Here is a 13,525-nt window from a genome sequence, read left to right on the forward strand (position 1 = left end):
TGCCCATTGCATCACCGGCGCGCAGGATCTCGATCATCCAGAAGGTCGCTGACCTACTGTCAGGTCATGACGATTCATCCGGGGGCACGCAGGCTGTCGATGGCCGCGCTAGTGGTCGTCTGCCTCGCTGGATGCGGCGCACCGTCGGAACCAGCACCTGAGACCACGGCCTGTGTGACGGGGTGCGACGCTCCGTGGGAACCGGCACCTGAGGCGGTGAAGATCGGCACTGCCTATCGCTACAACCTGTACACCCATTGCGGGGCGGGCGAAGCTAAGTTCGCCGGCCAGTACTGGGAAGCGGCCCCCTCCGAAATAGTCTCGAACAGTTCACCTCCGGGATGGTCTGACCCCCATCAGACGGGCGTGATGACGCGGGTGTCGGAGACGTCCGCTGTCTTCGAGGCCAAAGGACAGAAGAGACGCTTTCAGCTACGACCAGGAGCCACCGACTTCCTCCGAATCTGCATGTGACCGGGCGCCAACAACACACCAAAAAGGCCCACCCCGGGTTGGGTGGGCCAGGCCCGGCGGCGGCCGGGTTTAGGGGGCTACCTCGAGGCCCCAGTAGCCGATCGTGCGGGGGAACAACTCGACCGTCTGAGTCTTGGTGGGGCTCAGATAGGTCTGGGCGGTCGGTATCGACCCGTCTGCCATCTCGACGTCGACGAGTCCGACCCGGTGGACCAGGCCGGCCTCGGTGACGGTCAGTGGTCCGTACTGAACTCCGTCGATGGTGGCGTAGACGTTCATGATTGGCCCTTTCGGTAGGTGGCGCTGACGCCTCGCGGTCGGGCTGGGCGGGGTGGGCTGTCAACCCCGAAGAGTCCCGGCGGCCGGAAGCCACTTTCACGCGAGCGTAGCGAGTGCGGGTGTGAAAGTGGTTGGAGCGCACGGGCGCAGCGCAGCGGAGAACGGGCGAGAGCGCCGGGGCGTGGGTTGACAGGTCGGGGTCCCCGGCCAGCCACCATGAGAAGGCGCGCGCCCCTTTAGGTGACCACCAGGGCGAAGCTCGGACCGCCAGGTCCGATAACGCGGACTGAGGGGGAGAGAAGCCTGGCCAACGCGACACAGGTCTGGGGAGAAACGTGTCGGGACCGGGGGGAGTGGTCCCAGGACCGGGGGGATGGTCCGGTTGGCCAGGCTCTCGGTGAGCACGCTAGCAGGACGAACTGACATTGCCCATCTGAGCGGCCATCGCGGGACGAAGCGGGACAGGTCGTCTCACCTGTCCCGCATCGTTATTGCGTTGAGTTGATGTCCGCCAGGACGTTGTAGCGGGTCGGGGTTAGGCGTCTTCGAGGACTTTGACGGTGGACAGGTCGGTGGTTTCTTTGGCAACTTCGAGGTCGTAGTGGGTTTGCATATTGAGCCAGAACGTCTCGCTGATGCCGAACATTTTGCCCAGGCGCAGCGAGGTGTCGGGGGTGATGGCCCGCTTGCCGTGGATGATTTCGTTGATACGCCGGGGCGGGACGTTCATCAGATCGGCCAGTCGGCGCTGCGACAGGCCCATGGGCTGCATGTAGTCCTCGAACAGCACGATGCCGGGATGGATCGGGGGGTGGGCTGTGGTGGTCATGATGGGCGTTACCTCTGATCGGTAGTCGTCGTTCTTGGTGTGTTAATGTGGTTTTGGGTTAGTGGTAGTCGACTATTTCAACGTCGGCGGGTCCGTGTGCAGTCCAGGTAAAACAGAGTCGCCACTGCTGGTTGATGCGAATGCTGTGCTGCCCGGCCCGGTCGCCTTTGAGCGCTTCGAGTCGGTTCCCCGGCGGGATCCGCAAATCTGACACCCGGTCGGCGGCGTGCAAGGCCAGGAGTTTGCGGTAGGCGCGCTGTTGCAGGTCAGGGTCGAACTTCTTGACCACTTCCCGCCGCCACACCTTCTCGGTTCGAGAGTCGTGGAAGGACTGGATCACCCCTCTAGTGTAACGCGTACCGTTACAGGGGTCAAGTGGTGGATGGTCTCGGGTCGGGCGCTGGTCGACCGTCCCGACGCAGGCGGGGGCGGGGCAGGTGGTGCCCACCCGCCCCGCCCCAAACCTGTCTAGCTGATGTTGATGTCGTCGGCGTTCATGTCGCCGGTGACCACCTTTTCGATGTCGGACAGGGCGTATCCGAACGCTTCGGTCAGGAACGTCAGGTAGCGGGTGCGTCCTTCGCCGATGCTGCGCAGGTACTCGTGGCCACCGCGCCAGGCGTCCTTGGGCAGGTTCGCCTCGTGCGCGGCGCACGTGATCGCCAAAGCGATCAGCTGGGCGCGTTCGCCGGTGGCTCCGTCGAGCGCTTCGATGGGATCGCCGCCGAGCAGGTCGGCCGCGATGTCCTTGGCGTTGGCGTCCTGGCGGGTGACGTTGTACAGATCGGCGTTGTGCCACATCGTGGTTGCCAGGAACGCTGCGACCACAGCGGCTTTGCCCTTGGGCAGGGTTTTACGGCCGAAGGCCTCGGTCAGCTTGTCCCTGCGCACCGTCTGCGCCGCCACACCCAACTTGTTAAGCGTCTTGACCTTGCGTCGTTCGCGGGTCTCGGCGTCTTTGTGGGCCTGCTCGGCCTCGGTCAGCGGCCGGTCTTTCGGGGTGCTCTTCTTGCTTGACCGGTTCTGCTGGTCCCACTCCCACGCGGTCAGTAATCCGGCCTCTTCGTAGCAGCGGTGAAACCACACCACCTCAGCGGTGCAGCTTTCGGTCCGGGTCACTGTGCGCGGATCGTGGTAGCCCTCTTCGGGCTTGAGGTCGGCGTCTTCTTCACCGTCGAGGTCCCAGTCGATGTCGTCACGGTCGAGTGCGACTCCGTCGGCGCTGGTGTACTCGGTCCGCCACCGCGCCGACACGAGCGCGAGCAGGTGATCGGGGTCAAGATCGGCCACGGCGGCTTTGCTGCCTTCGGCGTCGACGAGCTGATCGAGGCGACGGTAGCCGCTAACAACGTCGCTCCGGTCGGTGGTGACGGTAAAGCCCTGGGCGGTCAGCTCATCGCGCGCGGCCCTGATCGCGGCGCGTGCCGGTGCGGTCTCCTTGAGCTCGGCGGCTTTGTGGTCGAACCGGCCCTCGGCAGCGGCGGCGACCAGCTCGGTCACGGCCTCAGGATCGTCGTCGTACTCGGCCAAGATCATGCCCTGGTCCAGGGTGAGGTTCGCGGCATCGACCGCGCTGCGGGCGGTCTGGGAGGCTGCGGTGGCCAGCGCTGCATCGACCGTCTTTTTGTTGGTGTGCAGCGATTTGGCGATCTTGGTGGCCGACAAACCGGTCAAGGACAGTTGCTCGACCGCTGCGGCCTTCTCCGATGCTTTGAGGTCGGCGCGGGCTTCGTTGGCGATGACCTGGTCGATGATGCGGCGGCGGGTCCGCTCGGTGTCGTCGCTCTCGGCCTGATCGGCCGCGACCACATAGACCGGGACCGATGTCAGACCGGCCTCACGGGCGGCGAGCATCCGGCGTTGGCCGTCTCGGACCTTCACGGTGCCATCGGCGTCACGGACGGCGTACAGCGGCAACCGGACACCGGTAGCGACCGAGGCGATGAAGTCTTTGCCCAGCACCGGATCGGTGCGCACGTTGTCATCAAGGACCAGCTCGGCCGGGTCGATATGCAGCAGCTCCCCGGTAGCGGCGGCGATGGTCTCGACGGCGGTGGTCTCGACGGCGGTGGTCTCGGCGTTGGGGGTGATGGTGGCGGTGTTGTTTCCCATGGTGTTTTCTCCTATTGTGTGAGAGAAGCAACCGGGCCGAGCATCAATCGGCCCGGCTGCTTTCTTTATGGGCCAGAAGCGGTTTCGCTATCTGGGGTTGGTGGGTGCCTGGTCGACGGGGTTGGTGTCGGTGTCGGCGAGCATGCAGGCGGCGATCACGCGGACATTCGACAGGCGGGCGGCTTCGTCCAGGTGCTTGGTGGCTTCGGTGTGCCAGGCGGCGCGCTGGTTCGGGTGGGTGGTCGACTCGCCCCGCCGGATGTACATCGCAGCCTCGGCGGTTTCCCGTTCAATGGCCTCATCCAGGGCAGTGGCCCACTCTTCAGCCTGGGCAATCATGGCCTGGTGGAAGCTGATTCCGCGTAAACCGGCCATCATGCGGACTGCTGCCAGGTTCGGGGCGGCGACGGTCAGGGCGTCGAGTTCGGTGTAGGTGTCGATGGTCATGGGGTGCTCCTTCTCAGTGGGTGAAGTGGGTGGGGTCGAGGACGGTGGCGGCGGCTACATGGGCCTCGGGGCTGTTAACCGCGAGGTCGAACAGGACGAACTTGGTGTCATCGTCGAGATCGGTGTAGGCCGGATCACCGGGCATTTTCGTGTGGTTGTAGACGTGCTCCATCGCAATGAACGGGTCATAGAACATGGCGTGCCTCCCTGGGTTGTCGTGTCCGCCAACTTTTTTGCCCTTCTGGCAAGGGAGATAAAGACCGGCATAGGAGGACAGAGCACAAGATGTGGGCGGAAAGTTTTTCAGGGAGCGCAGCGAGTGCGGGTTGAAAAAGTTTTCGAGCCGGCAGGCCGGAGCGCAGCGGAGCCAGGTCTTGTGCGGCGGACGACGCCGGTCATGATCGGACGGCCAGAAGGGCAAAGGGATCTTCCGGCCGAAGGCCGGTGTCACTGTGCGCCGAAGGCGCTCCGAGTAGGTGACCGCGCAGCGGGCAACAAAGGCCGGCCACCACGGGGGGTGTGGTGGCCGGCCAGGGGAGGGGTCTAGTCGTGAGGACGCTGGGTGGATCTCAATGCGGGAACGCAAGCGAAGCTTGACGAAGACTCAGCATCAGAGCGATCGGGCTGGCGCGATAGAACTTTAGACCGGCTCCTGGGGTTACCGTTGGCGTCATGTCGTCGATCGGGGTCGTGCGCGTGTGGCATTTCGATGATGAGTGGGGTGTCGTCGACTCTGATGACACTCCGGGTGGGGCCTACGTGCGCGGGTATTCGCTCAGGGTGGAGGCTGTCACTGATCTGAGCCAACCCGTAGCGGCAATGGGCTTGCGACCGGGTACCGAGGTTGAGTTCGAGTGGTCAGAAGCTGCCCAGCCGGTCGAGGGTCTGCGCTACCTCGTCCAGAAGGCCTGGCCGCGGGGCACTGCCGGTGCACGGCCGGCCCGCCAGACGGGGGCATTCTCCACCAGCTTGTGGAACAGCGTCGGCGATCCTGGCCCCGATGGGTTGACAGTGATGCGAGAAACCGACCTCGACAGTCTCGAGATACCCGAGATCGATCCGCCTGCCCTGTTCACCACCGTCGGCACGGTGCGGCTTTGGATCGACGAAGAAGGCTGGGGCGTAATCGATTCCGACGCAACCCCGGGTGGTGCATGGGTGCACTATTCTACGGTCGCTGGCACCGGCTTCCGCAAATTGGATCCTGGACAGGCCGTCGAGTTCACCTACGAGCATGCCAAACAGGATGGGTATGACTTTCGGGCAGCCTCAGTCGTAGGGCTCTGACCCGTGATACTGCGCGGGTGGACCCACGGCAACTCATCCGGAGGCATTCCAATGCAAGGAGGTCTCGATGCGGGACCGACATTTCTTTAGCCACTCTGTGTCAGCTTGTCCCCGGTTAGGGTGCGATCGTGACTGGGGTTCCTTCGTGGGATGAATTGATCGAGATGAATCGCGCGACCGCAGGTCGGACGATTCAGGCGGTGGTGCACTATGCCGGCAATGCGGCGATGGGCTGGACATCGCAACGGGTCTGGTTTGCGCCACCGAATTGGTGGCGCGTCGAAGATGGTGACGGGACGGTGCAGCGGATCAATAACGACGAGTACGCATATCGGCGCGCCGGCGCCTCGTTGCACCGCCATCGCATCACCGAGTGGACACCTGGTGGCCCCATCTATGCACGCCTGGAGCCGCCCAGCGAGCTGCTGGTGGCCCATCGGCGATGGCCCGCCCCGCAGCCCCCGGCCCAACAACCCACGACACCGGAGCCCAGCCCTGGCAACGCCGAAGTCGGACACGCACGACTCATCCCGATGACCGGCGCATTTCAGCAAAACGCCGAGAGGCGACACTTCGAACCCACCGGTCCTGCGCAAGCTGTGACCGTGCGCGGCCGCTCTGGGTGGACAGTTCCGTGTGTGATGCCCGCGGTCACCCAACATCCCGTACCGGTGACCCTCACCTTCGATGCCGAAACAGGTGTTGTCATCGGACGCGACGCCGGCCAGCCCTACAACACGGTCGAAGTCTCCAACGTGGTGCTCGACGAACCCATCGATCCCACTGTGTTCGAGTGGGACGGCGAGTACACCGACGCTGATGCTCTCGAAGAGCAGCGCCAAGCAGAGATTGCTGCCCACCAAACCGTTCTCGAACAGATCCCGACCTTCATCCCGACAACATGGCCGCGCCCAGACCTGCAGACGTTCCTAGAGCAGGGGGACCCGAACACGTGGGCGCTACATCTGACTCTCTTCGATTCAACGGGCTTCGACGGCGCACTGTCGCGCTGGCCGGTCGGCACTCGCCGGCCGTTCCTGGTCGCAATGCGCCACGCGCACACTCATTCCTGGTCCGATGACCACTGGACCTACGCGATCGATACCGAGCAGCCACTCCCCGACACTGAAGCACGGCAGATCCAGCGGTCGGTCCCGACGGTCATTCCCCCGGCCACAATGCAGGAAGAGGCCCGCCGCGCTGCGGCGGCCATCAACGCAGCCGCGGTCATCGACACTGAACAGATCCTCTACGCCGGTCCGGTGCATGTGCACTACGGCTTTTTCACCCTGACCGCCTTCCCGGACTTTCCCGTGCCCAACAACAAGGCCGAACCGTTCTCCGGCCAATCCAACGGCCTGTGCGGGGCCGCCGCCGCACCCCTGCTGCACGTCCACACCGGCCTACACACCGGTACCGTCGATGTCGAAGTGATCCTCACGCCCACCCGGCCCCCCGTCGACAGCGACCACTGGGAGGAGATTGTCGAACTCGACTACCACGTCGAAACGCCAGTCACGATGCTGGCCGGCTTCGACGGGGCTGCTGCCGAACTCGCAATCCCTTTGGGCCACTACCGATTGCGGTTCAATGCCCGAGGGATGGACCAGGCCCACGGCGCCGACACCGGCGACCACATCGACACCTACCAACTCCTCCTCTGGCCCAACACCCCCTCACCGCAACCACTTTCGCCTACAGACACCATTCTCAAAGCCACCTCCGCCATCGCCAGAGCCCGACACGCCAACTTGATTTGACCCGCCACCCCCGCCTCGCGCACAGGGCGTGGTTGCATCTCACGACGTCTGAGGCCCCTGGTGTTTCCGCTCTGACCTACGACGCTCGCCTGATGCCGATCGCCCGCGCTACCGCAAATGTCATGGTCAGGACCAGGACTACGGCGACTATCACGACGACCCATGTCGAGGTGACAGTGGAAAAACCCAACGCGCAGGCACTGCCCACTCCTGTCGCCGTCGCGGCGGCCGCGCCGACCGGCAACACGATGGCGGTGGCCTGAACAGTCGCCGTCGTTGCCGGATCCCCGATTAACATGTGAATGAGCGGTTAGTTGAGCTGGGCAAGCGGGTGAAGGCCGCGCGGGGGGCTGTCGGCCTGACGCAGGCGCAGTTGGCGGCGGCGGTGGGGATCCACCGAACTCATGTGGTTCGTATCGAGGCCGGCCGGGAGAACATCACGGTCGGTACGTTGTACGGCCTTGCTGACCACCTAGGAGTGAGGGCGTCGGGCCTTATCCCGGACTAGCAACCCGCCGGTGTCATAGTTTCGGGGCGAGTCGTCGAGCCCATATTTCTCGCACCGCGATAGCGATCAACACCACGCCCATGGTGAGGATCGTGTCGAACTCGACGGTGTCCAGGACACCGGGAGTGGCCAGCAGCAGCAGTCCAAACGCCACGCACGGCGCGGCGACCGTCACAATTCCGGGTAGCACCTTGCGTGCTGAGATCGCCTCAACGACAGCGGCGATGAGTACCGCGCCGAACGCGATCGCTGACCACAACTCAGGATCGGTCCACGGGTCGTACGACGAGCTTGCGAAGTTGGCGATGCCTACGGGTGAGTCGGTCAACCCGGTATACGCCGTCCAGCCATATTCCTTGGTGAAAGAGGTCGCACCGATGTAGTTGCCGTATCTGCTCACACCCGTCCAGGTGATGCCGCCAGCAAACATTGTCGCCACCATAAAGACCCACCACGCAGCGTGGCCGGTGATGCGGGCGAGTGAGAACACGCGGTACCGGGTCATGGCCACAAGTGTTGCAGGGCCAGAAGTCTTGGGATGGTGGTCGGTCGAACGGCTTACTGCCCGTTCTTGATCCCGGCGGGCGAGTGGCGGCATTGGTAGCGCTACAACGCATGAGGGCGATCTCTGGGTAATGTGCAGGGTGTCAGATTGGCGTCGGACACTTTTGGGCAGTTCGTCTTGATCCTTGTGTGGGTCGAGGCGTCTGTTGGTGTCGCTATGGAAGGAAATCGTTATGCCGGGGATGAGTGCGGGATGGGGCCTGAATGCGGGATCGCGTGCAGTAGGGGGTGCGTTGACGGTGGTGTCGGCGGCCGCGGTATTGACCTTGGGGGGTGTGGGGTTTGCGGGGGCTGATCAGCTGGTCCCGGCCAAGCCGGACTTGATCGCGGGGCCTTTCGAGCAGGTCCAATCGATTGACGGTACTGGGCTGCCGGGAGAGCCGAATTACGCGACGCGTAGCGGCGTTCCGAGTATCGGCCCGGCGTACGGCTACACCGTTCGGGTGACATCGGAGAAACTTCCAAAGGCCGGGCTTGACCCCAACAACCCGCCCAGGGGGTACTGGAACCAAACGGTCCGGATCAACCCGAAGGCCCCCAAGGTCGTGGGTGGATGGTCGAAGAACGTGCTGCCGGTCAACCCGGCGACGGGTAAAGCGGAAGTGGGGTTTCTTGGCACCACTCAGGGTGAGGGCGGAACGCTGAAGGTTGGTTTTTCCCGTCAGTACCGGGTGAAAATCGAAAGTGCCACGCCGATCAACTACCTCGTTGTCAACAAGGGTGGCACCAATTACCTGGGCATTCAGTACAAGTTTGTGTACTCAGTGCAGTACACGACTCACGGCACGGTGGCCGGAATCCCCTGGGGGGACTTAGATCCTAACCAGTGGCAGGCTGCCGACGACACGTTCATTCGGTCGTTATTCGACCAAAATGTGCCGATCCCCAGCATCAAGTAACACTGCTCACCAACCATCACCACAGCGGGTCCGGACGATTGCCGTCCGGGCCCGTTTTGCACCTAACGTGACGACTGTGTTGCGGTAGCTCGAGGTTCTGTCCGTTACTCACGACGGATAAGGCGGCGGAGGGTACTTCGAACCTGGTACATGGTCGTGTCGGTCTGACCCTATTCGATCGTATGTGCGATAAAATAGTGTCGGAGTGGACGACAGGTCCCGACTTGAAAGGGCGTGCACGGTGGATCCTCTGACCCTGATTGCGACTGCGGTTGCGCTGGGCGCATCGGAAGGTGCTCGTGAGACAGCGCAGCGTGCTGTCTCTGACGCCTACGGGGCCTTGAAGAGCTACATCACGACCCGGTACGGTCGCGCGGCCGCCGATGTCGAGGGGGTGGAGTCCGAGCCTGACGAAGAGTTGCGGCGACAGCTTCTCGCGAAGAAACTGGGGCAGGCCGGCGCGGCGGAGGACGCGGATTTGCTTGCCCTCGCCCAGGAGCTCGTGCGGCAGGTTGCTGAGCATGCCCCTGGAGCCGCGGCGACCGTTGGTGTCGAGCTGACGAGAGTCGACGCTGTCGGCAACATCGCGATCACTGACGTTGATACTGGAGGCGGAACCGGCGTGCGAGCAGAAGATGTCTCCGCGGGCGGGGACATCACGGTTTCCGGCGTCCGCGCGACAGCCCCTGGTGAGCCGCCCCACCCTCGCTAAGCGCATCGGCAGACGACATTGCTACCGATGCGCGCAACTCCATGACATCGTCACAATCTAATGTGACCGCTGGGCGCGACAACATCACACAGATGAACAACTACGAGAGCCCCGTCGACAGTGGGAACAAGGGGCGAGTACGAGCCGTCACCGCGTGGGTCGAGCAGACACCGATCGACGATAGGTTGTGGACTGTCAAGGTGCACAACGGCACTCGGGGCCCGATTACCGATCTTGTCGTCGATGTCTATCTCGTCGACGCCGACGGGAACCGCACAGGTGGTGATTGTGTGCCAGCGAAGCAGCGCATTTCCCTTGGTGACCTCTTCGCGCGCCTCCTTCCGCAGTTCTTGTCGCCGGGACTTGGAGCCATCGGTGCGCAGCAGATGCAGGCGAACCCGTGGATGCAGGGATTTCCACAGGGCGGAATGCCAGATCTGAGTGCGTACGGGGGAATGATGGCAGATCAGCTGTCTAGCCTTCCCCAACTTAGGGCGAGGCTTGCACAAGAACAGGCAGGTATGAGGGACACGTTCCCCAAAGTGGTTTCCTCGCAACAGGAAACACAGGTTCTCTACTTCGCCGAGATTGGTGACCAGGTGTGGGTTGATATCGCATTTGACGATGAAGATGGCCAGCGGTGGTTGCGCCGTTACGGAAAGGCTCCGACGCCAGTCGTGGAGTGAGGCGTTTCGACCAACTTAGTGCTTAGAGGGTCTACTTGCCTGGCTGACTCGGTTCGCGGGCCCGAAGGGGCCTCGCCGCAAACCAGGATGATGACGAGCGCGGGATCCCCACCAGTACGTTGTCAAGTTTACTTGACATAATCATTGATATCGGCTTAATGCATTGCGCTGCAACATCTTTCGTCACGGGAGCCACAACTGATTTACTGGGCCGTCAGGTGGGCTTCACCAGTGCGGTCAGAGCTTCGACTTGTGAAGTATCCAGTGGGCGGCACCCGAAACGCGTACCTTCAGCGCCGTAACGCCCGCCGTGGTGTGCACCGCCGGCGCCTCGAGTTCTGGGTCGGAGTCCAGGCGGCCACCTCCCACCGATCTCTGCCGATGTCAGAGGAGTGCGGCGACCTTTTGGGCGGTCTCTTTGGCGGATCCTGGATTTTGGCCGGTGACGAGATTGCCGTCCACGACGGCGTAGGAGACGAACGGTAGTTTGGCCTTCTCGTAGAGCGCGCCACGCTGTTTGGCGGCTTGCTCGGCGTTGTAGGGAACGAGCTTGTCGACTCGCGCCAGTTTCTCTTCCTGCCAGGCGAATCCGGTCATCTTCTTACCGGCGATCAGGTATGAGCCGTCGGAGAGTTGGGTGTTGAGCAGGCCGCAGTAGCCGTGGCAGACCGAGGAGACGATGCCGCCGCGTTCGTAGATCTCGCGGGTGATGCTCTGCAGGCCAGGGCTGTCGGGAAAGTCGTACATGACCGCGTGGCCGCCGGTAAAGAAGATCGCATCGTAGTCGGAGGCGTTGATGTCCTCGGGCCGGTGCGTGTTCTCCAGCAGTGCCATTTTGGCTGGGTCGGCGCGCCAGGCTTTGGCTGTCTTATCGTAGTTGGGGAACTTCAGGGCGCGAGGCTCCAACGGTACGGCGCCACCGGCTGGGCTGACCAGGGTTTGTTCGAAGCCTCGCTCCTCGAAGACGTGCCAGGCGTGGGTGAGCTCGGAGAGCCACAGGCCAGTCAGGTGCTCGGGGTCATCGTAGTGACCGACGTTGGTGACGACATTCAGAATGCGTCTGGGCATGCCCGCCCTTCCTTCTGTTGGTGGAGTTAGCTGGCGCAGTCGCCGTGGTCTTCGTCTGAACTGCTTCGAACGAGGGGGTCATGACACCTGCCTGAACCCTAAGTCGTGGGTCGTTCCCGACTTGAGAGACGGCTGCCAGACCGTGTCTCTACTGCAGCGCGGTCCTCAGGGCGTCGATCGCGAGGTGCCGTGCGACGTTGGCGCCCTTGGTGTCTCGCAGACTGTCCAGCAGAAGGAAGTCATGGACCATGCCCGCTACCCGCACTGAGGTGACGTCGACTCCGGCTTCGCGCAGCTTGTTGGCGTACTGCTCGCCTTCATCGCGCAGCACGTCGGCCTCGTCGGTGATCACCAGGGCCGGTGGCAGTCCCTTGAGGTCCTCGAGTGAGGCCTGCAGGGGAGAGGCATACTTCTCGGTGCGCTGGGCCCGGTCGGTGGTGTAGGCGTCCCAGAACCATTGCATACCCTCGCGAGTGAGGTAGTAGCCTTCGGCGAACTGTAGGTACGACGGAGTGTCGAAGTCGGCGTTGGTGACGGGGTAGAGCAGCACCTGGGCTTTGAGGTCGATGCCGCCGCGGTGTTTGTTCATCAGGGCGAAGACCGCGGACATACAGCCGCCGACCGATTCGCCGGTGACTGCGATGCGGGAGGTGTCCAGGCCGTGCTCGGAACCGTGTTGGAGCACCCACTGGCCCACGGCATAGTTCTGCTCGACCTGGGTCGGGTAGCCCTTCTCTGGGGCCCGGTCATAGACCGGGAAGACTCCCGCCGCCCCCGCACCGACTACGAGTTCACGGAATAACCGGTCGTGGGTGTGTTCGTCACCGAACACCCACCCTGCGCCGTGGATGTAGAACACCACCGGCAGCGGGCCCTGGGCCCCTGCCGGTCTGATGATGCGTGTACGCACGGTGCCCCACTCGGCGGCGTCGACGTCCACCCACTGCTCGTCGACCTCGGGACGCTCGACACCTTCACCACTTTGCAAGTCCGAGAGGATCTTTCGGCCCTCGTCCGGCGCAACCTCATAGATTCGAGGGTGCGGGTCAGTCTGTTCGCACAACTGCTTCGCCTCAGGCTCGAGGACGGGGCTGATGGGGGTCGGCAGGTCAGTCACGAGGTTCTCCTCTGTGTGCTGGGCACTGGCGGAAGTCGGAGGCGTTCAAATGTGTGCATCGCTCACATGAGGTTAACGCGGGCGCCGGGGAGAGTCAACGGGTTGCGGCCCGACCGGATCGGGTCAGGGCCGGTTAGTTCCCGCCTGGGCTGCGAGAACGGCGATGAGCGACGAGCGCACCTGGGCGACGGTGTCGTAGATCGAGGAGCTGATGAGCTTGCGATCGAGGTAGAGGTAGGCCATGCCGTGCACCAGGCCCCAGCCGCCGAGGGCGAGGTCGATGGGGTCGGAGTTGGGAAAGACCCCGGTAATGGCCGCCGCCAGCAGTTCGTGGACCGCGGCGGCTGCCTCGAGGCGCTCCTGGCTCTCGTGATCGCATTCGTTGCCGAACATCAGCCGAAACAGTGCCGGTCGGCGCAACGCGAACTCGACGTAGGCGGCGCCGAGGTCGGCGAGTTCGTCCACGGTGCCCGGGAGGTCGCGGTCGCGGGACAGGTCATCCTTCAGATCACGCAATCCCTGGGCGGCCAGGGCGGATTCGAGCGCATCACGGTCGGGGAAGTGGCGGTACGGCGCAGTCGCAGAAACGCCGGCTTCGCGGGCAACCGCGCGAATGGAGAACGATTCACCGCGCTCGAGCATGCCCATCGCGGTGGTGAGTAGCGCGGCCCGCAAATCACCGTGGTGATAACTCTTCTTGGTACTGGCGGGCATGTGCAGGTCCTCCTTTCTTAGTCATTGTGCTGGGGACTCAATGACCGTCGTCACGGGCCCGGCGAACAG

Annotated in this window: 17 protein-coding genes; 7 read left to right on the plus strand and 10 right to left on the minus strand. The window is 63.5% G+C overall.

Annotation, left to right across the window (positions count from 1 at the left end; translation table 11 throughout):
• Positions 1–66: 66 nt before the first annotated feature.
• Complete coding sequence (locus MVA47_RS00005) at positions 67–474, plus strand: hypothetical protein (protein WP_247206191.1); 408 nt, start codon at positions 67–69, stop codon at positions 472–474.
• A 69-nt stretch (positions 475–543) separates the two neighbouring features.
• Here the strand turns inward: MVA47_RS00005 and MVA47_RS00010 are convergent, their stop codons facing one another.
• The 6 genes from MVA47_RS00010 to MVA47_RS00035 form a co-directional block, all read right to left on the minus strand.
• The gene (locus tag MVA47_RS00010) at positions 544–753 is read right to left on the minus strand and encodes a hypothetical protein (RefSeq protein ID WP_247206192.1); all 210 of its coding nucleotides are present in this window, start codon (positions 751–753) and stop codon (positions 544–546) included.
• Between the two features lie 535 nt (positions 754–1,288).
• Entirely contained in the window at positions 1,289–1,582 is a 294-nt protein-coding gene (locus MVA47_RS00015) for a HigA family addiction module antitoxin (RefSeq protein ID WP_247206193.1), read from the minus strand.
• 58 nt (positions 1,583–1,640) lie between these two features.
• The gene (locus MVA47_RS00020) at positions 1,641–1,922 is read right to left on the minus strand and encodes a type II toxin-antitoxin system RelE/ParE family toxin (protein WP_247206194.1); all 282 of its coding nucleotides are present in this window, start codon (positions 1,920–1,922) and stop codon (positions 1,641–1,643) included.
• Positions 1,923–2,050: 128 nt separating this feature from the next.
• Positions 2,051–3,694, minus strand: coding sequence for a ParB N-terminal domain-containing protein (locus MVA47_RS00025; RefSeq protein WP_247206195.1), 1,644 nt, complete (start codon positions 3,692–3,694; stop codon positions 2,051–2,053).
• A gap of 87 nt (positions 3,695–3,781) precedes the next feature.
• Complete coding sequence (locus tag MVA47_RS00030) at positions 3,782–4,141, minus strand: hypothetical protein (RefSeq protein ID WP_247206197.1); 360 nt, start codon at positions 4,139–4,141, stop codon at positions 3,782–3,784.
• A gap of 13 nt (positions 4,142–4,154) precedes the next feature.
• A complete protein-coding gene (locus MVA47_RS00035; RefSeq protein ID WP_247206198.1) occupies positions 4,155–4,337 on the minus strand; it encodes a hypothetical protein in 183 nt (60 codons plus the stop codon).
• A gap of 476 nt (positions 4,338–4,813) precedes the next feature.
• Here MVA47_RS00035 and MVA47_RS00040 point away from each other — a divergent pair, with 476 nt between their 5' ends.
• The 3 genes from MVA47_RS00040 (at position 4,814) to MVA47_RS00050 (ending at position 7,696) form a co-directional block, all read left to right on the plus strand.
• Positions 4,814–5,428, plus strand: coding sequence for a cold-shock protein (locus MVA47_RS00040; protein WP_247206199.1), 615 nt, complete (start codon positions 4,814–4,816; stop codon positions 5,426–5,428).
• A gap of 128 nt (positions 5,429–5,556) precedes the next feature.
• Positions 5,557–7,188, plus strand: a complete 1,632-nt coding sequence (locus MVA47_RS00045; RefSeq protein ID WP_247206200.1) for a hypothetical protein — start codon at positions 5,557–5,559, stop codon at positions 7,186–7,188.
• A gap of 298 nt (positions 7,189–7,486) precedes the next feature.
• The gene (locus tag MVA47_RS00050; RefSeq protein ID WP_247206201.1) at positions 7,487–7,696 is read left to right on the plus strand and encodes a helix-turn-helix domain-containing protein; all 210 of its coding nucleotides are present in this window, start codon (positions 7,487–7,489) and stop codon (positions 7,694–7,696) included.
• 13 nt (positions 7,697–7,709) lie between these two features.
• Here MVA47_RS00050 and MVA47_RS00055 read toward each other — a convergent pair whose 3' ends face one another.
• Positions 7,710–8,201 (minus strand): hypothetical protein, encoded by a 492-nt coding sequence (locus tag MVA47_RS00055; protein ID WP_247206202.1) that lies wholly within the window; start codon positions 8,199–8,201, stop codon positions 7,710–7,712.
• A gap of 208 nt (positions 8,202–8,409) precedes the next feature.
• Here MVA47_RS00055 and MVA47_RS00060 point away from each other — a divergent pair, with 208 nt between their 5' ends.
• The 3 genes from MVA47_RS00060 (at position 8,410) to MVA47_RS00070 (ending at position 10,557) form a co-directional block, all read left to right on the plus strand.
• Positions 8,410–9,159, plus strand: a complete 750-nt coding sequence (locus MVA47_RS00060; RefSeq protein ID WP_247206203.1) for a hypothetical protein — start codon at positions 8,410–8,412, stop codon at positions 9,157–9,159.
• Between the two features lie 241 nt (positions 9,160–9,400).
• Positions 9,401–9,871: a hypothetical protein gene (locus MVA47_RS00065; protein ID WP_247206204.1), complete on the plus strand. Its 471-nt coding sequence runs from the start codon at positions 9,401–9,403 to the stop codon at positions 9,869–9,871.
• A 92-nt stretch (positions 9,872–9,963) separates the two neighbouring features.
• Positions 9,964–10,557 (plus strand): hypothetical protein, encoded by a 594-nt coding sequence (locus MVA47_RS00070; protein WP_247206206.1) that lies wholly within the window; start codon positions 9,964–9,966, stop codon positions 10,555–10,557.
• A 384-nt stretch (positions 10,558–10,941) separates the two neighbouring features.
• On the opposite strand, the gene MVA47_RS00075 is transcribed toward MVA47_RS00070, so the two are convergent.
• From MVA47_RS00075 to MVA47_RS00085, 3 genes are all read right to left on the minus strand, one after another.
• Positions 10,942–11,625, minus strand: coding sequence for a type 1 glutamine amidotransferase domain-containing protein (locus MVA47_RS00075; RefSeq protein WP_247206207.1), 684 nt, complete (start codon positions 11,623–11,625; stop codon positions 10,942–10,944).
• Positions 11,626–11,773: 148 nt separating this feature from the next.
• A complete protein-coding gene (locus tag MVA47_RS00080; RefSeq protein WP_247206208.1) occupies positions 11,774–12,742 on the minus strand; it encodes an alpha/beta hydrolase in 969 nt (322 codons plus the stop codon).
• Between the two features lie 123 nt (positions 12,743–12,865).
• Positions 12,866–13,456, minus strand: coding sequence for a TetR/AcrR family transcriptional regulator (locus MVA47_RS00085; RefSeq protein ID WP_247206209.1), 591 nt, complete (start codon positions 13,454–13,456; stop codon positions 12,866–12,868).
• Positions 13,457–13,525 lie beyond the last annotated feature (69 nt).

The organism is Williamsia sp. DF01-3 (assembly GCF_023051145.1).
GTDB lineage: Bacteria > Actinomycetota > Actinomycetes > Mycobacteriales > Mycobacteriaceae > Williamsia.